Raw genomic sequence first — 21,065 nt, 5'->3', positions numbered from 1 at the left:
AGGCCTATTTTTCATGCGTTGTCCAAAAATATTGGAATGTATTTTGCTTTAGCTAAGGTGGGAAATTTTTAGGATATTTACCTATGTCTAATCTTCAGCATCATGATCATGCTGGCGACTTACAGCGCAAGCTGACCAATCGCCATTTACAATTGATCGCTATTGGAGGGGCCATTGGAACAGGCCTGTTTATGGGGTCGGGCAAAACTATTTCATTGGCGGGGCCGTCAATTTTATTTATCTATTTAATTATTGGCACCATGATTTTCTTTCTTATGCGTGCTTTGGGAGAAGTTTTACTTTCCAACCTAAATTATAAGTCATTTGTCGATATGGCTTATGATTTGATTGGCCCTTGGGCTGGCTTTTATGTCGGGTGGACCTACTGGGTAAGTTGGGTGCTCGTAGGTATGGCAGATTTAACCGCGGTAACGAGCTATTTGAGTTTTTGGCTACCCAATGGAGTCAGTTTTAGTCCAATAGAACAGGCCATGATTAGTGCGGGCTGTGTTCTCTTTTTATTAGTTTTAAACTTATTAACGGTTCGTCTATTTGGCGAAGTAGAGTTCTGGTTTGCGATTATCAAAATTGTTGCCATTATTGCTTTAGTCCTTGCCGGCATCTACATGGTAGTGTCCAAGTTCCAATCACCATCTGGCTCTGTTGCTGCTATCTCTAACATTTGGAATCATGGCGGTATGTTCCCTCATGGGGTAAATGGTTTCCTTGCGGGCTTCCAGATTGCGATCTTTGCTTTTATTGGGGTGGAGTTGGTCGGAACTACAGCCGCTGAAACTAAAGATCCACATAAACATTTGCCTAAAGCAATTAACGCAATTCCGATTCGCGTCATTTTGTTCTATGTATTGGCATTAATGGTGGTGATGTCTGTAACACCTTGGGATCAGGTAAAAGCAGATCGTAGCCCATTCGTTGAATTATTCTTAATGGCAGGTATTCCAACTGCTGCAATTATTATGAATCTGGTGGTGTTGTCATCGGTGATGTCTTCGATGAACAGCGGTATTTTTTCAACTAGCCGAATGATGTACGGCTTATCGCGTGATGGTCAGGCACCTGAAACTTTGGGTCAGCTGACTAAAAGCGCAGTTCCGGCAAATGGTTTAATTTTTTCCTGTGCCTGTATTATGGGCGGTGCTTTATTACAATATTTTGTGCCAAATACCATTGAAGCATTTACCTTGGCAACAACGTTATGCACCATTTTATTCTTAACGGTATGGATTTTGATTTTGGTGTGTTACATCCGCTACCGTAAGTTATCTCCTGAACTGCATGAAAAATCGAACTTTAAAATGCCGGGTGGGGTAGCGATGAGTTATGTCGTTATTGCTTTCTTCTTATTTACGATTGCGATTTTAAGCCTTGAAGCAGATACAGCTAAGTCGCTTATGGTTAGCCCAATCTGGTTCCTTGTACTTGCAATTGGTTACTTTGGTTTTTATAAGTCAAAAATAAAACGTAATTTTGCCCAAGAATAAATAACTTAGAAGCAAAATATAAAAAGGCAATCGATCAGATTGCCTTTTTTAATTGAAAAATCAAAGTGGTTCAAGTCTTATTTGTAGACTGGAAGGTGCGTTGTATTGCTATGTTCTTGTGCGTATTATCGGATTTAATTGTATGTATCTTGAAATTATCAGCCATACAGACAAAAATTGGTTAGCTGAAAAGTTGTCAAAAAATATACATTTAAAAAGATACCTGCAAATGGTGCGATATCGTCTTTTTGATTTGAATTTAGCTAACGGACTAAAAAAATTACTGGAGTGTATTCATAAAATGTCGAATCAAAATCTGAGCGACCCTCATGAACAAGGTGAGCTCCATCGTAGTCTTTCCAATCGGCATTTACAGCTGATTGCAATTGGTGGTGCCATCGGTACTGGATTATTCATGGGGTCAGGTAAAACGATTAGTCTTGCCGGCCCATCTATCTTATTCATTTATTTGATTATTGGTGTGATGGTGTTTTTTGTCATGCGTGCTCTTGGCGAATTACTCCTGTCAAATCTGACCTATAAATCATTTATTGACTTCACCACAGATTTAATTGGCCCATGGGCAGGTTATTTTGTGGGGTGGACCTATTGGTTGTGCTGGATCACGATTGGTATCGCCGATCTTTCTGCAATTATCTACTACTTACAATTCTTCAATAACGGGCAGCCTTTCTCACCAATGGAAGGTGCAATGATTAGCGTTGCCGCTATTGTATTTATTATGGGCTTGAATCTATTAACTGTACGCCTATTTGGTGAGTTAGAGTTCTGGTTTGCGCTTATTAAGATTCTTGCGATTATTATTTTAATTGCAGTGGGTCTATGGATGATCTTTACTGGCTTTACTTCTAGTACGGGCGAGGTGGCTTCATTTACCCACTTGTGGGCAAATGGTGGTTTCTTCCCAACAGGGGTGCATGGTTTCTTGGCTGGCTTCCAGATCGCAATCTTTGCTTTCGTGGGTGTAGAGCTTGTGGGAACAACGGCTGCTGAAACCAAAGATCCTGAGCGCAACTTGCCTAAAGCGATTAACTCAATTCCAGTTCGTATCATTATTTTCTACGTATTGGCATTGCTTATTGTAATGTCGGTAACGCCGTGGAATAGAATTGATCCGGCGATCAGTCCATTTGTAAACTTGTTTAGCCAAGCAGGTATTGCAGCAGCAGCAATCTTGATGAACTTAGTGGTATTGTCATCAGTGATGTCGTCAATGAACAGCGGTGTATTCTCAACAAGCCGTATGTTGTTTGGTTTATCTCGTGAAGATCAAGGACCGAAAGCTTTTGGTAAATTGAACAGACGTGCAGTACCTGCAAATGCATTGTATTTCTCTGCTGCGTGTTTATTGTTAGGTGCGGCATTACAGTATTTTGTACCAAATACAGTTGAAGCCTTCACACTTGCAACAACGCTTTCAACCATTTTGTTCATTTGCGTGTGGTTACTGATTATCTGGAGCTACATTCGTTATTACACGACACGCCCTGAACTGCATGCCAAATCAACATTTAAATTGCCGGGTGGTTTATTTACCTGTTGGATCACGATTATTTTCTTTGTGGGCATGATTTACGTGTTGTCTTTAGAGCCAGACACGTTTAAAGCTCTGAAAGTCAGCCCAATCTGGTTTGTTATCTTGATCATTGGTTATTTCTTCTTCTATAAACCACGGCATAAAAAGTAATTAAATTGATTTGCTTATGACTAAACGCTGGCTGAAAAGCTGGCGTTTTTTATGCATATTGTTTTTCTATTCAAGTTTACTCTTTAGCCGCTTGCATGATCACGGTATACTGCATCGAATTGTTTAAATCAGGTGCTCAGATGCTTCGTGTCATTTGCCTCATCAGTTTATTGAGCAGCAGTATTTTGCTTACAGCTTGCGGTCAGTCAGGAGCATTGCAGCTACCTTCTGATCCAAATTATGACAACCGTGCAAAATACTTGCTTTATCGTAATAAAGAATCAAAACCAGCTGTGCAAAAGGATGAAAAGTCTGAACAGCCAGTCGAGTCATCATCAGCCCAAAACCAAACTACATCACCTTAAGCTTTGAAATAAGGACACATTCATGAGTTTCACTCGCATTAATGGAGTATTGCATGCAGAGCAATGTTCTATGGAGCAGCTTGCGCAGCAATTTGGCACACCTTTGTATGTTTATTCAAAAGCAGCTTTTGAAAAACATTACTTGGATATGGACCGTGCTTTTGACTTTATTGATCATCAAATCTGTTTTGCGGTGAAATCTAACTCAAATTTAGCTGTTCTTAGTGTCTTGGCAAAACTTGGTGCGGGTTTTGATATTGTATCTGGTGGTGAGCTGGCTCGCGTTTTAAAAGCGGGTGGAGATGCATCTAAAGTTGTTTTTTCAGGTTTAGGTAAAACCGAAGCAGATATTGAAACATCACTCAATGTAGGTATTGCTTGCTTTAACGTAGAGTCTTATGCCGAATTAGACCGCCTTCAAAAAGTGGCAGCTCGTTTAGGCAAGAAAGCGCCGATTTCATTACGTGTAAATCCAGACGTTGATGCAAAAACGCATCCTTATATTTCAACTGGTTTAAAAGAAAATAAATTTGGTATTCCAAGTGATACAGTTTATGAAACTTATCAATACGCGGCTTCTTTACCTAATCTTGAAATTGTAGGTATTGATTGTCACATTGGTTCACAGCTCACTGAAACTAAACCGTTTGTTGATGCTTTAGACCGTGTCATTGTGATGATCGATGAGTTGAAAAAACTAGGCATCAATCTTAAACATATCGATATCGGTGGTGGTTTAGGGGTTTGTTATAAAGATGAAACACCGCCAAGTGTTGAAGAATATGCAAACTCCATGAAACCTGCTTTAGAAAAGTTAGGCTTAAAAGTCTATATGGAGCCGGGCCGTAGCATCAGTGCAAATGCGGGTGTACTTTTAACTAAAGTTGATTTGCTTAAACCAACGACACATCGTAATTTCGCGATTATTGATGCAGCAATGAATGATTTGATTCGTCCTGCTTTATATGAAGCTTGGATGGATATTCAGCCTGTTGTGCCACGTACCGATACTGAAGAAAAAGTATGGGACCTAGTTGGGGCGATTTGTGAGACAGGTGACTTTATTGGTAAAGACCGCTCACTCGCACTACAAGAAAATGACCTGTTGGCTGTACTCGGCGCAGGGGCTTATGGTTTTGTCATGAGTTCAAATTACAACACGCGTGGCCGTGCAGCAGAAGTCATGGTATCAGGTGAAAAGAGCTATTTAATTCGTGAACGTGAAACGGTTGAATCGCTTTGGGAAAAAGAACGTTTATTGCCTGAGGAGTAAATGAGATGTTATTAGAATTTACCAAAATGCATGGTTTGGGCAATGATTTCATGGTGGTTGATCTAATTAGCCAAAGAGCTTATTTAGATACAGCAACCATTCAACGTTTGGCAGATCGACACTTTGGTGTTGGCTTTGACCAGCTTTTAATTGTCGAACCACCAGATTTACCAGAAGCTGACTTTAAATATCGCATTTTCAATGCCGATGGTTCTGAGGTTGAACAATGTGGTAATGGCGTACGTTGTTTCGCGCGTTTTGTACATGAACGTCATTTAACTAATAAAACCAACATTACCGTACAAACCAAAGCAGGTATTGTAAAGCCTGAGCTTGGGCAAAATGGTTGGGTGCGCGTAAATATGGGCTACCCAAAGTTTCTACCAAATGAAATTCCATTTGTTGCCGAAGAGCCAGAAGCTTTATATACCCTTGAGTTGGCAAATGACCAAAACATTAGTATTGACGTAGTCAACATGGGTAACCCACACGCGGTCACTATTGTTCCAGATGTACTCACTGCTGATGTAGCAGGTATTGGCCCACAAGTTGAATCACATAAACGTTTCCCTGAACGTGTGAATGCCGGCTTTATGCAAGTGATTGATGATAAACATGTTCGCTTACGTGTATTTGAACGTGGTGTTGGTGAAACACTTGCTTGTGGTACAGGAGCATGTGCTGCTGCGGTAAGTGGTATGCGCCGTGGTTTACTTGCGAACTCTGTAGAAGTTGAACTTGCTGGTGGTAAGTTACAAATTGAATGGCAAGAAGGTGATGTGGTCTGGATGACTGGTCCAACAACCCATGTATATGATGGGCGTTTGGATTTACGTTATTTCCAAGGTTAATCGCATGGCCTAAATAGAAGCCTCTTTTCATCAGTTAAAGTGATAAAAGGGGCTTACTTTTATATGTACAATAATTTTTGATTTTATTACCTTTTACTCAAAGCTAATTTCAATGCGAACAACACAAAAATACTGCCTGTAATTCGGTCCATATATTTCACAAATTTAGGTTGTTTTAGATAACGTGAAAGTGGCTGCATGGCTAAAATTAATAAAGTTGACCATATTATTCCAATCACGACATGAATCATCACAAGTCCCATTACCCAAGTGACAGCCGATGCTTGGGCAGGAATGAACTGGGGAAGAAATGAAATATAAAAAATACCTACTTTGGGATTGAGTAAATTGCCAAAGAAACCTTTAACAAACCAATTCTCTGAGGTAGAGCGATTTGGATTATTTTCTTGTATGTCTGCAAGTTGGCTACGTGGTTTTAAAATCATATTTAAACCCAGCCATGCTAAATAAGCGGCACCCATCCATTTCAATAGATTAAAAGCTAAGTCAGATGCCATAAGTAGAGCACCTAAACCGCAGGCCACGACAATTCCCCATACAATACAGCCAAGGCTAATTCCAAGAGCTGCTTGGAACGCTTTAGATTTACCCTCAAGTGTAGCAGTACGAATAATTAAAGTCGTATCTAAGCCGGGAGTAAGCGTAAGTAAAGTAATGGCAATTAAATAAGGAATGAGTACGGTGGTCATGGCAGCAAGGTCCAATGAATACTTGGTATAAATTGTAATATATAAGTTAGATTCATTATGCTGTGCGATATGAAATTTTCATGATCAAATAGTTTTTGGTACACTCAAAAAAATGGGCAAATAAATGGAGAGCAATTTGGATTTTGCATTACAACTGCTCTCGATGTGGTTAAAAGAAAGAAAAATTCAAAATCAGTCTGAGCATACAATTACGGCTTATGAGCGAGATGTGAAAAGCTTTCTTGAGTTCTGTGACTCAAAAAAAATTGATTTAAAAAATGTTGAAGCTTCAGATTTACGTGAATATCTAGCTCAACGTGTTGAGCAAGACCAGTTAAGCCCAAGTAGTATGCAGCGTCACCTCACTTCTATTCGTCAGTTTATGAAATGGGCTGAACAGGGCAAATATCTAGAAATTAATCCTACTGACGATTTTAAGTTAAAACGCCAGCCTCGGCCTTTGCCGGGTATGATCGATATAGAAACGGTTAATCAAATTTTAGATCAACCTATGCCGGAAAAACCGGTTGATCAGCAATTATGGTTGCGAGATAAAGCCATGTTGGAACTACTTTACTCAAGTGGTTTACGACTCGCAGAACTACAAGGCCTCACAATTAAAGATATCGATTTTAATCGTCATCTTGTTCGTATTACGGGTAAAGGAAATAAAACCCGTATTGTCCCATTTGGGAAAAAGGCAAAAGAAAGTCTATTGAACTGGCTTAAAATTTATAAAATCTGGAAAGGTCATTTTGACCAAAATGCTTTTGTTTTTATTTCACAGCGTGGTGGTGTACTCACTCCACGGCAAATCGAGAAGCGTGTAAAACTTCAGGCACAACGAGCAGGTGTAAATGTCGACTTACATCCGCATTTACTTCGACATTGTTTTGCCAGCCATATGTTATCAAGTAGTGGTGATTTGCGTTCAGTTCAAGAAATGTTAGGCCATAGCAACTTATCGACTACCCAAATTTATACGCATATCGATTTTGATCATTTGGCTCAAGTGTATGATCAGGCTCATCCGCGAGCGACCAAGCATTAAGTCATTTAAGATAAATTATTTATCAATACGCGACTTTGATTGCACTGAATCAGATGAATGTAGAGATCATTTGTACTTTTTTACAAATTTGTTTAAAAGAAATATGTGAAATTACCCAATTGACCATTTTGAACTTTGCACATTTTGTCGGCATATATGGCCTAAAAACGACAAAATTTGACTCATTTATAAGGCGCTTATGTTTCTGACTAATAAGGTAAATAAGATAAAAAGATAATAAAAATCAATGTATAAAATAGACTTTAAAAAGAATAAAATAAGGGCGAGTCAGCTGTGAAATTTTTTTTATGAACTGATGATTTCATTTTTTTTGTACTGTTCCAGAAAATTGTGACTTGACCGAAATGCCAAACACATTGCAAGATAGGGTACCTAAAAAATTTGAATTGAAGAGTTAATATACTTTTCTCAACATTTACTTTTGCTAGAACAGCCGAGGATTACATGAAGGCTCTTGTTGCTGTAAAACGTGTGGTTGATGCCAACGTTAAAGTTCGTGTTAAGCCGGACAATAGTGGGGTTGACCTTACCAACGTTAAAATGTCAATTAACCCATTTTGTGAAATCGCAGTGGAAGAAGCGGTTCGCTTAAAAGAAAAAGGAACAGTATCAGAAATCGTTGTTGTTTCTATTGGTCCTAAAGAAGCTCAAGAACAAATCCGTTCTGCAATGGCTTTGGGTGCAGACCGCGGTATTTTAGTTGAAACCACTGATGAAATTGGCGCTCTAGAAGTTGCTAAAATCTTAAAAGGTGTTGTTGATGCTGAGAAACCAGAACTTATCCTTCTTGGTAAACAAGCAATTGATGATGATTCTAACCAAGTAGGTCAAATGCTTGGTGCATTATTAGGTGCTGGTCAAGGTACGTTTGCTTCTGAAGTGAAAGTGGATGGCGGTAAAGTACAAGTGACTCGTGAAATCGACGGTGGTTTACAAACTGTTGAACTTGCGCTTCCTGCAATTATTACAACTGACTTGCGTTTAAACGAGCCACGTTATGCTGCATTGCCTAACATCATGAAAGCTCGTAAAAAACCGCTTGATACTAAATCTCCTGCTGATTACGGTGTTACAGCTGGTACTAAGCTTAAAACTGTTAAAGTTGAAGCTCCAGCAGAACGTAAAGCTGGCGTACAAGTGAAATCTGTAGATGAGCTTGTTGAAAAATTGAAAAATGAAGCGAAAGTGATCTAATACGGAAGGATAAAATCATGAGTATTTTAGTTATCGCTGATCACAACAACCAGACACTTAACGGTGCTACTTTAAACGTTGTTGCTGCAGCTCAAAAAATCGGTGGTGATATTACTGTATTAGTTGCTGGTTCAGGCGCTCAAGCAGTTGCTGACGCTGCTGCTAAAGTTGCTGGTGTAAGCAAAGTATTACTTGCTGACAACGCTGCTTATGCAAACCAATTAGCTGAAAACGTAGCTGGCTTAGTTGCTGACTTGGCTAAAGGTTACAAATACGTTTTAGCTGCTTCTACAACGACTGGTAAGAACATTCTTCCACGTGTTGCTGCGCTTCTTGATGTAAGCATGATCACAGACATTATTTCTGTTGAATCTGCGAATACATTCAAGCGTCCAATCTATGCTGGTAACGCTATTGCAACTGTTCAATCTGACGAAGCAATCATTGTTGGTACTGTTCGTGGTACAGCATTTGATCCAGTTGCTGCGGAAGGTGGTTCTGCTGCGGTTGAAACAGTTGGCGAAGTAAAAGACGCAGGCATTTCTAAGTTTGTATCTGAAGAAATCGTTAAACTTGATCGTCCAGAATTAACAGCTGCTCGTATTGTTGTATCTGGTGGTCGTGGTGTAGGTTCTGGTGAGAACTACCACAAAGTACTTGACCCATTAGCTGACAAGCTTGGTGCTGCACAAGGTGCTTCACGTGCAGCAGTTGATGCAGGCTTCGTACCTAACGATTTCCAAGTGGGTCAAACTGGTAAAATCGTTGCACCTGAGCTTTACATTGCTGTAGGTATTTCTGGTGCGATCCAGCACTTAGCTGGTATGAAAGATTCTAAAGTTATTGTTGCAATCAACAAAGACGAAGAAGCGCCAATCAACAGCGTTGCTGACTACTGGTTAGTTGGTGATTTGAACGCTGTAGTACCTGAGTTAGTAAGCAAGTTGTAATTTACAGCTTGTCACTTATTCGAAAAACGCCCTTGTGCTATAAATAGTCAAGGGCGTTTTTTTGTTTAGATCATTATTATGAATATTAATTATTCCGCTTCCATCGAAGCTCATCAATTGCACCAGTCATTGGTGAGATTGGCGCGGGCAGATATGGCACGAGATTATTTATGTATTCGGTCTAAAAATCAGCATGGCCTTTCCAATATTAAAGTTAGCCAGTTGCATATGGGATTTATTCTATATGGGCAACAACAATTAAATCTTCAAACAAAACAAATCAATTTTAGTGCCGGCGATCTCTATATTATAAAACCCGATACGGTTATCGATGCAGTTAATTTGCCTGACCCTATAACGGGTGAATATCTCACTATTCTGGTGCCTATGTGTGACGAAGTCATTCAAGCCGCACAAATGATTTGGGCGAAGCCTGTAGTCGACAAAACCGAAGCAATATTAAAGTTTTCAATTGATGATTTCGCTACCTCTTTAACCGAGTGGCAAACGGCTTTGTTTAATCATGATGTGGTGAAAGCACGTTTATGTATTACCGCTATGCTTGTACAGTTATGCCAACAGCATTGTTCAGATGTGCTAATTGTACCGCCACCTAAATTGACAAAAATCATTCACGATTGGGTAATAGAGAATCCACAGCATCATTGGCAGTCTAGTGAGTTTGAAATGCGACTAGGTTTGAGCAGTGCAACACTTCGCCGCAAGCTTAGCCATGAAGATACGACCTTAAGAGAAACGATTACGCATGCACGTCTTACTTATGCACTTGAGTTGTTGTATTCCAAAAAACTACCCATGAAAACCATTGCAGCCAAATCTGGATACCAGTCTGTTGCTATTTTTCGTGATCGCTTTATAGAGCGTTATGGTATAGATCCAGCTGTTCTAGCTGCCGAATAAGTCAATTTGAGCGTTTCTTATAGCTTATTGAGCGATTTAAACTAATAAAAGTCGATAGAGTTAAAGTATTAAAATACCAAGGCCTCTATGATGAAATCATTAAAATCACTTACGATATTATTGCTCCTGAGTGCGGGTACGCTTATTCATGCTGAACAAAAGCCAAGCGTACATCAGGTAGATGGTTATTTTTTGCAACCGATTGGAAACCTTAAAGTAACGGCTCTGTTTGATGGCGAACTAGGATTGCCTCGTAGTGACTTACTGGGCATTTCGGCTGAAAAAGCCAATCAACTCTTTGCAGAAAATTTTGTTCCTGTAGATGAGCATAATCAGATTGTCACGGATTTCTCTGCCTATCTTGTGCAAACACCTACTCAAAATATTTTAATTGATGCTGGCACTGCAAAATGTTTTGGGCCTACCTTGGGCCATGTGCCTGAAAATTTAAAGAAAGCAGGCGTACAGCCTGAACAAATAGATACCATCTTAATTACACATGCCCATCCTGATCACTTATGCGGTATTACACTTGATGGCAAAATGGTTTATCCAAATGCGAAAGTTTATCTGGCGAAAGAAGATGTCGACTTTTGGACATCATCTGCAAATGAAGCAAAAGCCACCGCTTTTTTTAAACCAATATTTAAAATGACGCGTGATGCCTTGCAGCCATACCAAAAGGCAGGGCAACTAGTTGCTTTTACCAAAGCCACTTTTAACATACCGAATGTTCAACTGATCGTGACTCATGGTCATACGGAAGGTCATTCTTCATACTTAGTAGATGGACAAAACGGTCAAAAGTTCTTAGGTCTAGGCGATGTGGTGCATTACGGTGCAGTCCAATTTCCTTATCCTGAAGCAAGCTACAAACCCGATACTCATTCGAATCAGGCTATAGCTGTTCGTAAGAGTATCTTTGAACAAGCCTATAAAAACCAATGGTGGGTGGGGGCAGCACATATCGCTTTTCCTGGCATTGGACACATTGGTAAAAGCTCAAAGGGATATCAATGGATACCGGCTCAATACCGTCCTGTAAAATGATAAGTTCAAATTGATTATTCAAAAAAAGAGCAATGAATTTGAAAAATAGTCTTGGAATCTTTAGCTCAAATATTGCTAAGTTGAGTTAAGACGAAAAGTTTGATTCTTTAAATAGATGAAATGTGTTCTAAAAAGAGTACTTTCATGCTGTTTATATTTTGATCGAATAATTGAGTTTTAAAGAATACATTTAAAAGTAGAAACCTATAATTTTAACTTATTAATTCTAATAGAATTTTTATTGTAAAAAAATGCTATTTTAAGATCGCTAAACTCCCAGTTAGCGAGCAATTTATGCTATAGTATACAGCTATATTTTTTTCGATTTTAGTTCACTTTCCGGAACTAAATTTTTTGCAAGATCAAGACATATAAACGGATAGAAATATCTATCTGTAAGAAGGAGTATGCATGAGCGTATCGGAAATCCGACCGATTGCCATTGAGGACGAACTCAAGCATTCATATTTAGATTACGCAATGAGTGTAATCGTATCTCGTGCATTGCCGGATGTGAGAGACGGTCTTAAACCTGTTCACCGTCGTGTGCTTTATGCCATGCACGAATTGGGCAATGACTATAACAAAGCCTACAAGAAATCTGCTCGTGTCGTTGGGGACGTAATCGGTAAATATCACCCGCATGGTGACTCAGCTGTTTATGAAACCATTGTTCGTATGGCTCAAGACTTTAGCTTACGTTATTTATTGGTTGATGGTCAGGGTAACTTCGGTTCGATCGATGGTGATAGTGCCGCGGCGATGCGTTATACCGAAGTCCGTATGACTAAGCTGGCACATGAGCTTCTTGCAGATTTAGAAAAAGACACAGTTGATTGGGAAGATAACTACGACGGTTCGGAACGTATTCCTCAGGTACTTCCGACACGCGTTCCAAACTTGTTAATTAACGGTGCTGCTGGTATTGCCGTAGGTATGGCAACCAACATGGCACCACACAACATGACAGAAGTTGTGAATGCTTGTTTGGCTTATGCCGATAATCCGAATATTTCAATTGAAGGATTGATGGAATACATTACCGGTCCTGACTTCCCTACAGGCGGTATTATTTACGGTAAATCAGGTATTGTTGATGCCTACCGTACCGGTAAAGGTCGTTTACACATTCGCGGTAAATACCATTTCGAAGAAGATGAAAAGACAGGTCGTACAACCATCGTCTTTACTGAAATTCCATATCAAGTAAACAAAGCAAGAGTGATTGAACGTATTGCTGAGTTAGTTAAAGAGAAAAAACTTGAAGGTATTTCAGAGCTTCGTGATGAGTCTGATAAAGACGGTATGCGTATTGCAATTGACTTAAAACGCGGTGAAAACGCAGAAGTCGTTGTAAATAACTTATTCTTAAATACCCAGCTTGAAAACTCATTCAGCATCAACATGGTGTGTCTAGACAACGGACAACCAAAATTGATGAATCTGAAAGATATTATTGCGGCATTTATTCGTCACCGCCAAGAAGTTGTGACACGCCGTACCATGTTCGAATTACGTAAAGCACGTGAACGTGGTCATATCTTGGAAGGTTTGACAGTTGCCTTAGCCAATATTGATGAAATTATTGAAACCATCAAAACTTCTGCTAACCCTGCTGAAGCGCGTGAGCGTTTACTTGCTGGTGAGTGGGCAGGTGGTGGTGTTATTTCATTACTTGAAAAAGCAGGTGCTATTTCTGTTCGTCCAGATGAAATTGAAGGTGAAGATCCAAATCGTCCATTTGGTTTAAGCGATTCAATTTATCGTCTATCTCCGACACAAGTAGGCGCAATTTTAGAATTACGTTTACACCGTTTAACAGGTCTAGAACAAGACAAGTTACACGCAGAATATACTGAAATTTTGGGTCAAATTGCTGAACTTACAGCTATTCTAAATGACTTCAACTTGTTGATGGGTGTTATTCGTGAAGAGTTAGCACAAGTATTACAACAATATGGTGATGCACGTCGTACCGAAATTGTTGAATCTCGTGTCGATTTCTGCCGTGAAGATTTAATTCCAGAAGAACAAGTGGTATTAACTGTTTCGCAAACGGGTTATGCAAAAACTCAACCACTTTCAGACTATCAGGCACAGCGCCGTGGTGGACGTGGTAAGTCTGCAACTTCTATGAAAGATGATGACTTTATTCAACATCTGATTGTGGCATCGAACCACGCGACTGTACTTTGCTTTACCAACGTGGGTAAAGTGTACCGTCTGAAAGTATTTGAGGTTCCTCAAGCATCACGTGGGGCAAAAGGCCGTCCAATCGTGAACTTGTTACCTTTAGATGCAACAGAAACAGTCACTGCTATCTTGCCGTTAACAGAGTTCCCAGAAAACCACTATGTGTTTATGGCGACAGCTTCGGGTACGGTTAAGCGTGTTGAGTTAGAACAGTTTGCAAACATTCGTTCAAATGGTTTACGTGCTATTGAACTGAATGAAGAAGATACCTTAATTGGTGTTGCGATTACTGATGGTAATCAGCAAATCATGTTGTTCTCTAACGAAGGTAAAGCAATTCGTTTTGCTGAAACTGACGTACGTGCAATGGGTCGTACAGCGAAAGGTGTACGTGGTATGCGCGTGAGCTTTGCAAGCAGTACTTTAAGCGAAGAAGATGCAGAAGTTGAAAACGATGAATCAGATGATAATGATGATTCAGCAGATTCAAGTCTAGTAAGCCGCATCGTATCGCTTGTCGTTGTACCTGAGACTGGTGAAGTCCTGTGTGCGAGTGCCAACGGTTACGGTAAACGTACTCCTGTAAATGACTTCCCGACCAAAAAACGTGGTGGTAAGGGCGTTATTGCAATTAAAACAAGTGAACGTAACGGTGAGCTAGTTGGTGCAGTTTCTATTGATGAAACGAAAGAGTTATTGTTGATTTCTGATGGTGGTACGCTTGTTCGTACGCGTGCAGCAGAAGTTGCAATGACAGGTCGTAATGCTCAAGGTGTTCGTCTCATCCGTTTAAGTGAAGAAGAAACTCTTGTTGGCGTAGTTTCAATTGAAGCTGTAGAAGATGAAGAAGAACTTCTTGAAGGCGAAGTAGATACGACTGAAACCGATAGCGAAGAAGTTGTATCTAATAGTGAAGATACTTCTGAAGATTAAAACGTTTTAAAATAAAAAAGGAAGCTTAGGCTTCCTTTTTTATTTCTGATTTATTTATTTTGCTGAATGGAAAATAAACACATCATAGTTTCTGTAATGCAAAGTTTTTACTGACGGGTCTTTAGTTGCAAAATTATTTGGCTGACTGACCACGATCAAATCTTGCTTTTGAACCAGAGCATCTTTGAGCTGCTGTTCGCTCCACAAATACTTTTTAAGTTGCGGCTCAAATAACAAGCCATCTTTAATTTCTAAAGAAGCGCTATCTGAATGAACACTATCCCATTCATTTACAATATACACAGGCTGTTTAAGCTGTAAAAGGAAAGGCACATCATAAAAATAGTAATTGTAGAAAACTATTTTTGTAGATGGGGTGATGTGATCAGCAAAATCTGTTTGGCCCACATTATTTTTAGTATCTAAAATACGAACAGCAAAAGGAACCGAACTACATAGAACAATTAAACTCATAAAAATATAGTTTAAATAGCTCACTTTCTGCTTTTTATATAAGCATACTAAAACCAGTGGAAGTACAATTAACAGTGTACCAATGGTGTAAATGAATATGGCTTGATGTTGAAAAAATGGTTGATCCGCACGGAGAAAATGTGGGGTAGCCACAATACCAATCCCAAGAATCATAATAAATACAGGAGTACCCCATACCTGTAATTTGGTTTTATAACTGCTTTCAAGAACTTTGTTAATCACAAGCGCCAAGAAAATAGTAAGGGGTGGTACAGCAGGTAAAATATAGCCCGCTAGTTTAGAAGGCGGAATAGAGAAGAAAACCGTAACAGAAATAAACCACCATACAAGCAGGGCAAATATACCCGATTGCTTATAATCTTTAAAGACGGTCTTAATAGATTCAAATCTACTCGCAAAAAACCAAGGCAAAGAACCGACAAACAAAATAAGCAGATAGAAGCACCACGGTTGCTTATTATTAAATTCTTTAGAACTGAAGCGACTAAATTGTTGGTCAATAAAGAAATAATGTAAAAATTGAGGATATTTACTTTGTACTGCGTACAACCATGGGCTAACAATAAGTAAGAATAGCAAGATAGCCAATGGATTAAGAAGTGAAGGTATTTTCTTCCATTGTTTTGTGTAGAGTAACCACGGTAACAGGATCATACCTGGAATGAGAACGCCAATAAGACCTTTACTTAGAAAAGCGGCTGCACCAGCGACATAACCTAAAAATAAAATAGATTTTCGTGCAGAAATGGTGAAATCAGCAAAGCATAAAACGCTTAATGTAATCCCCGATGCTACTAATAAGTCATGGTTAATATACTGGCTACTACCAAAGAAAAGCAGGTTGGTCGCTAAAATAATAACCGTAAGCTGTGCTACACCTTCCGAAATATGCTTTTTTACAAATAAGAATAGACCCACTAACATGAGGGTACCAGCTAACACAGGTACTAACCGTAACACCCAGACATGTACACCAAAAAGCTCCATAAACATAGAACTTAACCAGTGTAGGAGTGGAGGTTTATGCATGAATGGCAAACCATCGATTCGTGGAGTTAACCAATCTCCAGATTCGACCATAGCTCGGCTAATATCTCCATAGCGGCCTTCGTCAGGTACAGATAGAGGTCTTATCCAGGAAAGAAGAAGTAACCAAAACGGTAAAAAAAATAATAAAAATTTGGAATTACGAAGCCATTGCTGCATACACAATCCTTAATGTTGAAATGCAAAAAAACGGTTAAGCAAAAAAGTCACGACAGAGGTCAGAACAATTGCAATACACACTAAGGTTGAAACAGGAATGTTAAAATAGAGGTTTGAGAGTAAAAGAAAACTTTCATTAAATAAAAAACCTAAACCTGCAACCAATGTGAATTTTGGTAGAGTCTGACGATGATCAAGATGCTGTGCTTTAAACGTAAAAATACGATGCCCGAAATAGCTCACCCAATAGGCGACTAAAAATGCAAGTAAATTGGCATATTGCAGTGCAACATGCTTCTGAAAAAGAAGCATGGCTACACTATAGTGAGTAAGTGCTGCTGCGGCCCCAGTAGTGGCAAACCGCGTGAGCTGAAGAATATGAGCAAACATGTTAGAAACTTGAGAAAGTGTTTTCCGACTTTGTGATAGATTTTTCTTGTTTAATACGAGAATGTTCAGATGCAACAATGTATTTTGGTCTGTTTTTTACTTCCGCGTAAATACGGCCAACATATTCACCAACAATACCAAGGAACAACAACTGTATACCACCAAGTAAAGTCATACCAGCTGCAAGTGTTGCCCAACCTGGAACAGAAATTCCTTCAATTAACGTTTTAATGATGATCCATACGCCGTAACCCATAGCACCTAAAGCTAGGATTGCACCTAAATAAATACAGATGCGTAAAGGTAAATCTGAAAACCCAGTTAAACCTGACATAGCCAAGTTAAATAGAGATTTTATGTTGAAGCTAGAACGGCCGTGCTGACGTTCTTGTTCAGAAAAATTAACGCCTATACTTTTGAATCCAACCCAAGCATAAAGACCCTTCATATAGCGGTTTTTTTCTGGCAATTGTTTAATTGCCTCAACAACTTTTGCATCTAGTAGACGGAAGTCGCCAGCGCTTTCTGGAATATCGATCGGAGAGCTTAAGTTTAATATACGATAGTAACCTTGGGTTAACACACGTTTAAGCCAAGATTCTGTAGTACGATTGCGAATACCATACACCATGTCATAACCATTTTTCCAAAGGTTAATCATGGTTGGAATTGCTTCAAATGGATGTTGAAAATCAGCATCAATCAGTAGGGTAACTTCACCTGTCACATGATCTAAACCAGCACTTAAAGCTGCTTCTTTACCAAAGTTGCGTGAAAGTTCAAGCACAACCAATGGGTAATCATCAATCATTGTTTGTAGAATAGGAATGGTGTCGTCTTTACTCCCATCATCTACCACAATAATTTCAAAGCTAAGATTTTGCTGTTTTAGACTATTTGCTAAAGCAGGAATAAAAGTTTTTAAATTTTCTGCTTCGTTATAGGCTGGAACAACGCAGGATAAAAATGGTTTTGTGTTCATTGCATTGCCCCTAGTCTAGTGAGCTGGATACCATATTGCTGACAATCAAGTTGAAACTGATCCGAACTGAAATATTCATATTCTTGTATTCGGGCATGTTGAATCGGATCTTGATCATTTGATTCTGCAAGCGCTGGATGGCACATAATCAGTAAATGGTCTTTTGCATGTGCAAGCCAATACTGGTTCAGTTCGCCATAGTCAGTTTGCTTAAAATCATAGATACCGGCAAATTGGTCATTTTGATTAAAATGATATGTTTGACATGCTTTTGCTAAAGAATTAGAACCCAGTGCAGATAGCAAGCGAGTCTTAAAACGATAGTGAGGTAAATCTATCGGGTACTGTAAATTTCGAATCCAACCCGTAAATTTTTTCTCTTTTAACAATTGCAGCAAAATATCGCGTATGAATGGAAATTGATGAATATGCTGATGTCCATCAATAAAATCTGGGTGCTTTCCCATGACTGAAACGAATAAATCCCATTGCTCTTCAATACATTGGGTAATTGATTCACGATTTAGAGTTGAGGACCATGCACGTAAAATCAGCATGGGTAAGGAAAAAACAGTATTACCTGAAGCGAAAGCATGGGTAAGATTTAAATGCAAACCGATATCAACTTGATCGCTAAACGGTTTTAATTTGGCAGCAGCAGTTTCCCATAGTTCAGATTGGGTCATACATGAGGTTGCTTGAAGTGCACCTTGTTCAATTAAATGAATAATTGCATCAGATATTTCTGCATTCATTGCAAAGTCATCTGCGCAATAACACACTTTTGCCATATCCAAATTCCACCATAGGGCAGGATTGCAGAACTATTCTGCTTAGCTGCTGAAAAACTATACTAATTACTATGGAGAAAATTTCTTAATTTCAACTTAAAGTTTTCTTAAGGTTTCATGACAATTGATACAAATTAATACTTTGAATTTATTTATTTTTTTATAAATTTTTGGTCAATTATTTAAGAAATAAGCTTTAACTATAAGATTTTATAGTAAATAAAAATATAATTTATACACATTCATTTACCCTTAAATTTACTTGGAATTTTTTAAACGTGAATGGGCAATAATTAAAAAAATGATTCCAATTGTTGCAAGAAAAATCAATTTAGGAATCACAACATTTAAAGGAACACCCATTTGATTAAGCTGTACAAACATTTGTACACCGTGTGTAGAGGGTAAGCACCAAGCAAACCATTGTAACCATTCAGGCATGGCATGGTGGGGCCATGCGGTACCAGTTAATAAGAAAAGCGGAACTGAACTAAATACAATGATATGTCCGGCACGTTCAGGCATGTCTAAAAGTGAGCCAATCAACATGCCTAATCCAATCACACAACTAATAAAAATCGGAACCGCGACGAGTAAACCAATAAAATTTCCACCATGTGGATAGTCGTTGAACCACAAGGTAAAACCAAAAAGGTAAAAACTGCTTAAACAACCAATAGTAAACAGACTGGCAAAAATTCCAGCAAAGCGAATGGAGGTAATTTTTTCATGCTGTTCGCGGTAGCTTGCAATCAGCATGGCTAAACCTAATACAATCGTTTGATGAATAATGAGTGTTGCAACTGCTGGAAAAATATAGCTTCCATAACCTGAAAGGGGGTTAAATAAAGGAACCTGATGAATAGAAAGGGCAGGTTGGAAATGTGTACGCTCGCCAAATTTTTCAACATATTCTTTTAATGTGGCCTCAATAGATGTAGCAAGACCTAATCCAATTTCTTTAGTTTTTAAAAAGTTGGTTGTACTTAAGTATAAGCCAATTCCACCAGTTTCCCCGCGGCGTAGACTCTGTGTTAAGTTGTTGGGTAAAAGCAAAATACCATCTGCTTTTTGCTCGCGAACCATTTGTTCGGCTTCGAGAAAATTAGCAGTGACATCAACAATTTTAACGTGCGGACTATTGCTTGTTTGTCCAATAATTTGAGAGCTTAAAAGACTCTGTTCTTCATCAACAATGACAATTGGAATTGATTCGGCACGTTCAGCTTTATAGGCGGTTGGATAAAAAAAGCTATAAAGAATGACTGATAAAATCAGTGTCGTGAAAACCGAACTGTTACTAACAATATCTTTAAATGTTTGTCCGTAAGCCTTTAAGAATTCTTTCATTGCGCTGTCCCCCGAACTAGTTTTTTAAGCAGCAAGGAACTCAAAATGAAATAAATAAGGCAGTATCCAATCAGTATTAAAAAGGGTGTCATTGAAATAAAAAGTGGACTTCCAATCACCCATTGTTCGGTTTGGAGCTTTGCATAAGGTGTATATGGAATAATTAAAGACCAAAATTTAGTGAAAATTGGTGCATTATTTAAAGGCAGAGTAACCCCTGCAAAACTTAAAGAAGACCCGCCGTATACCGCAATAAAACCAAAAGTTTTACTTAAATTTTTGGTGGCAAGAATGACGGTGCTACTAATGAGTGCATAAGCAAAATAAAGCAAGAACTGGGCAACTAATAAGAAACTGAGCGAACCTGCGACAAACCAACCGCGAATATCAACGAGCCAAAACATCCATAACCAAGTCCAGAGACAAAAAATAAAGCTATAAAGTAAATTTTTAGCCAGTAAGCCGCGAATAAAATTTTCACGGTTAACCCACTGGATTAATGTGCCGCGTTTAAGCTCTTGTCCAATAGCAAAAGCCACACAACAACAGAGTAATAGATGCAAAACAGCAGGAACCATAAAAGGTTCTAAATAAAATTCATAGCTCATGCTTGGGTTATAAAGCGTTGAAATTTTGACGTGCGCTGTAGGAACATCTAAATATGGGATATTATTTGCTAAATAACTCTGACCTGCATAGTCTGCTAAAGCATTCAGTGTACTGACCAACATGGCAGAGGAAATCGTATTTCCTACGCTAAAAAAAGATTGGTTAAATGCAATGCTGATTTGAGCATCCTGAGCTTTTACAAAACGTTTTTCGGCACCATCCGGAATAAAAACATACCCCCAAATTTTGGTTTCATTGAGTAGTTTCTCAGCTTCTGTCGAGCTTGCCGTAATTGTTTTAACATCTACCGTATGATTTAACGAAAGATACTTTTCAATATTACGGCTCAGCTCACTTTGGTCCTGATCAATAATTGCGATAGGTAAATGTTCAGCCTTACCTGCATAAAACATGCTGCTAAACAGAAAAATGATAAAAGCAGGGATGAGTGTCACCATACACAAATCCCATTTATTGCTTCTTAGATAGTTTAGTTCACGTAATATACTGGCAAACATGC

18 protein-coding genes are annotated in these 21,065 nt (G+C 38.8%); 11 read left to right on the top strand and 7 right to left on the bottom strand.

The features are described 5' to 3' along the window. Positions 1–83: 83 nt before the first annotated feature. The 5 genes from RMA95_RS02185 (at position 84) to dapF (ending at position 5,699) form a co-directional block, all read left to right on the top strand. On the top strand, positions 84–1,502 hold the full coding sequence (locus RMA95_RS02185) for an amino acid permease (protein ID WP_311069464.1): 1,419 nt from the start codon (positions 84–86) through the stop codon (positions 1,500–1,502). A gap of 301 nt (positions 1,503–1,803) precedes the next feature. After that, positions 1,804–3,210 (top strand): amino acid permease, encoded by a 1,407-nt coding sequence (locus RMA95_RS02180; protein WP_263614411.1) that lies wholly within the window; start codon positions 1,804–1,806, stop codon positions 3,208–3,210. Positions 3,211–3,350: 140 nt separating this feature from the next. Next, entirely contained in the window at positions 3,351–3,575 is a 225-nt protein-coding gene (gene lptM, locus RMA95_RS02175) for an LPS translocon maturation chaperone LptM (RefSeq protein ID WP_004699798.1), read from the top strand. A 22-nt stretch (positions 3,576–3,597) separates the two neighbouring features. Further along, entirely contained in the window at positions 3,598–4,848 is a 1,251-nt protein-coding gene (gene lysA, locus RMA95_RS02170; protein WP_311069463.1) for a diaminopimelate decarboxylase, read from the top strand. Between the two features lie 5 nt (positions 4,849–4,853). Further along, on the top strand, positions 4,854–5,699 hold the full coding sequence (gene dapF / locus RMA95_RS02165; protein WP_263614409.1) for a diaminopimelate epimerase: 846 nt from the start codon (positions 4,854–4,856) through the stop codon (positions 5,697–5,699). 86 nt (positions 5,700–5,785) lie between these two features. On the opposite strand, the gene RMA95_RS02160 is transcribed toward dapF, so the two are convergent. Further along, a complete protein-coding gene (locus tag RMA95_RS02160; RefSeq protein WP_311069461.1) occupies positions 5,786–6,409 on the bottom strand; it encodes a LysE family translocator in 624 nt (207 codons plus the stop codon). A gap of 163 nt (positions 6,410–6,572) precedes the next feature. Between RMA95_RS02160 and xerA the strand changes: the two genes are divergently transcribed. From xerA to gyrA, 6 genes are all read left to right on the top strand, one after another. Further along, positions 6,573–7,460 carry a site-specific tyrosine recombinase/integron integrase gene (gene xerA, locus RMA95_RS02155; protein WP_311069508.1) on the top strand — a complete coding sequence of 296 codons (888 nt, stop codon included), beginning with the start codon at positions 6,573–6,575 and terminating at the stop codon, positions 7,458–7,460. Positions 7,461–7,925: 465 nt separating this feature from the next. Beyond that, on the top strand, positions 7,926–8,675 hold the full coding sequence (locus RMA95_RS02150; RefSeq protein ID WP_000646180.1) for an electron transfer flavoprotein subunit beta/FixA family protein: 750 nt from the start codon (positions 7,926–7,928) through the stop codon (positions 8,673–8,675). 17 nt (positions 8,676–8,692) lie between these two features. Then, on the top strand, positions 8,693–9,625 hold the full coding sequence (locus RMA95_RS02145; RefSeq protein WP_272409704.1) for an electron transfer flavoprotein subunit alpha/FixB family protein: 933 nt from the start codon (positions 8,693–8,695) through the stop codon (positions 9,623–9,625). A 78-nt stretch (positions 9,626–9,703) separates the two neighbouring features. Next, positions 9,704–10,546 carry an AraC family transcriptional regulator gene (locus tag RMA95_RS02140; RefSeq protein ID WP_311069460.1) on the top strand — a complete coding sequence of 281 codons (843 nt, stop codon included), beginning with the start codon at positions 9,704–9,706 and terminating at the stop codon, positions 10,544–10,546. A gap of 90 nt (positions 10,547–10,636) precedes the next feature. Further along, positions 10,637–11,596, top strand: coding sequence for an MBL fold metallo-hydrolase (locus RMA95_RS02135; protein WP_311069459.1), 960 nt, complete (start codon positions 10,637–10,639; stop codon positions 11,594–11,596). A 411-nt stretch (positions 11,597–12,007) separates the two neighbouring features. Next, positions 12,008–14,722 (top strand): DNA gyrase subunit A, encoded by a 2,715-nt coding sequence (gene gyrA / locus RMA95_RS02130; RefSeq protein ID WP_311069458.1) that lies wholly within the window; start codon positions 12,008–12,010, stop codon positions 14,720–14,722. A gap of 54 nt (positions 14,723–14,776) precedes the next feature. On the opposite strand, the gene RMA95_RS02125 is transcribed toward gyrA, so the two are convergent. The 6 genes from RMA95_RS02125 to RMA95_RS02100 all read right to left on the bottom strand — a co-directional run bounded on the left by RMA95_RS02125 (position 14,777) and on the right by RMA95_RS02100 (position 21,063). Further along, on the bottom strand, positions 14,777–16,423 hold the full coding sequence (locus tag RMA95_RS02125; RefSeq protein ID WP_311069457.1) for a glycosyltransferase family 39 protein: 1,647 nt from the start codon (positions 16,421–16,423) through the stop codon (positions 14,777–14,779). A gap of 9 nt (positions 16,424–16,432) precedes the next feature. Continuing rightward, the gene (locus RMA95_RS02120; protein WP_311069456.1) at positions 16,433–16,813 is read right to left on the bottom strand and encodes a GtrA family protein; all 381 of its coding nucleotides are present in this window, start codon (positions 16,811–16,813) and stop codon (positions 16,433–16,435) included. Between the two features lies 1 nt (position 16,814). Then, a complete protein-coding gene (locus RMA95_RS02115; RefSeq protein WP_311069455.1) occupies positions 16,815–17,795 on the bottom strand; it encodes a glycosyltransferase family 2 protein in 981 nt (326 codons plus the stop codon). Beyond that, entirely contained in the window at positions 17,792–18,586 is a 795-nt protein-coding gene (locus RMA95_RS02110; RefSeq protein ID WP_311069454.1) for a ChbG/HpnK family deacetylase, read from the bottom strand. Before RMA95_RS02110 ends, RMA95_RS02115 begins: the two co-directional genes overlap by 4 nt. A 258-nt stretch (positions 18,587–18,844) precedes the next feature. Next, on the bottom strand, positions 18,845–19,936 hold the full coding sequence (locus RMA95_RS02105) for an ABC transporter permease (protein WP_311069453.1): 1,092 nt from the start codon (positions 19,934–19,936) through the stop codon (positions 18,845–18,847). Next, the gene (locus RMA95_RS02100; RefSeq protein ID WP_200000182.1) at positions 19,933–21,063 is read right to left on the bottom strand and encodes an ABC transporter permease; all 1,131 of its coding nucleotides are present in this window, start codon (positions 21,061–21,063) and stop codon (positions 19,933–19,935) included. Before RMA95_RS02100 ends, RMA95_RS02105 begins: the two co-directional genes overlap by 4 nt. Positions 21,064–21,065 lie beyond the last annotated feature (2 nt).

The sequence above is a fragment of the Acinetobacter sp. V110_1 genome (genome assembly GCF_031798975.1).
Taxonomy (GTDB): domain Bacteria; phylum Pseudomonadota; class Gammaproteobacteria; order Pseudomonadales; family Moraxellaceae; genus Acinetobacter; species Acinetobacter nosocomialis_A.
The sequence above is the reverse complement of the archived record's forward strand: the minus strand, read 5'-3'. Positions and strand labels throughout refer to the sequence as shown.

Excerpts from the sequence above, each read along its gene's own strand:
- RMA95_RS02185 (WP_311069464.1), top strand. The coding sequence starts at position 84 with ATGTCTAATCTTCAGCATCATGATCATGCTGGCGACTTACAGCGCAAG.
- RMA95_RS02180 (WP_263614411.1), top strand. The coding sequence starts at position 1,804 with ATGTCGAATCAAAATCTGAGCGACCCTCATGAACAAGGTGAGCTCCAT.
- lptM (WP_004699798.1), top strand. The coding sequence starts at position 3,351 with ATGCTTCGTGTCATTTGCCTCATCAGTTTATTGAGCAGCAGTATTTTG.
- lysA (WP_311069463.1), top strand. The coding sequence starts at position 3,598 with ATGAGTTTCACTCGCATTAATGGAGTATTGCATGCAGAGCAATGTTCT.
- dapF (WP_263614409.1), top strand. The coding sequence starts at position 4,854 with ATGTTATTAGAATTTACCAAAATGCATGGTTTGGGCAATGATTTCATG.
- RMA95_RS02160 (WP_311069461.1), bottom strand. The coding sequence starts at position 6,409 with ATGACCACCGTACTCATTCCTTATTTAATTGCCATTACTTTACTTACG.
- xerA (WP_311069508.1), top strand. The coding sequence starts at position 6,573 with ATGTGGTTAAAAGAAAGAAAAATTCAAAATCAGTCTGAGCATACAATT.
- RMA95_RS02150 (WP_000646180.1), top strand. The coding sequence starts at position 7,926 with ATGAAGGCTCTTGTTGCTGTAAAACGTGTGGTTGATGCCAACGTTAAA.
- RMA95_RS02145 (WP_272409704.1), top strand. The coding sequence starts at position 8,693 with ATGAGTATTTTAGTTATCGCTGATCACAACAACCAGACACTTAACGGT.
- RMA95_RS02140 (WP_311069460.1), top strand. The coding sequence starts at position 9,704 with ATGAATATTAATTATTCCGCTTCCATCGAAGCTCATCAATTGCACCAG.
- RMA95_RS02135 (WP_311069459.1), top strand. The coding sequence starts at position 10,637 with ATGAAATCATTAAAATCACTTACGATATTATTGCTCCTGAGTGCGGGT.
- gyrA (WP_311069458.1), top strand. The coding sequence starts at position 12,008 with ATGAGCGTATCGGAAATCCGACCGATTGCCATTGAGGACGAACTCAAG.
- RMA95_RS02125 (WP_311069457.1), bottom strand. The coding sequence starts at position 16,423 with ATGCAGCAATGGCTTCGTAATTCCAAATTTTTATTATTTTTTTTACCG.
- RMA95_RS02120 (WP_311069456.1), bottom strand. The coding sequence starts at position 16,813 with ATGTTTGCTCATATTCTTCAGCTCACGCGGTTTGCCACTACTGGGGCC.
- RMA95_RS02115 (WP_311069455.1), bottom strand. The coding sequence starts at position 17,795 with ATGAACACAAAACCATTTTTATCCTGCGTTGTTCCAGCCTATAACGAA.
- RMA95_RS02110 (WP_311069454.1), bottom strand. The coding sequence starts at position 18,586 with ATGGCAAAAGTGTGTTATTGCGCAGATGACTTTGCAATGAATGCAGAA.
- RMA95_RS02105 (WP_311069453.1), bottom strand. The coding sequence starts at position 19,936 with ATGAAAGAATTCTTAAAGGCTTACGGACAAACATTTAAAGATATTGTT.
- RMA95_RS02100 (WP_200000182.1), bottom strand. The coding sequence starts at position 21,063 with ATGTTTGCCAGTATATTACGTGAACTAAACTATCTAAGAAGCAATAAA.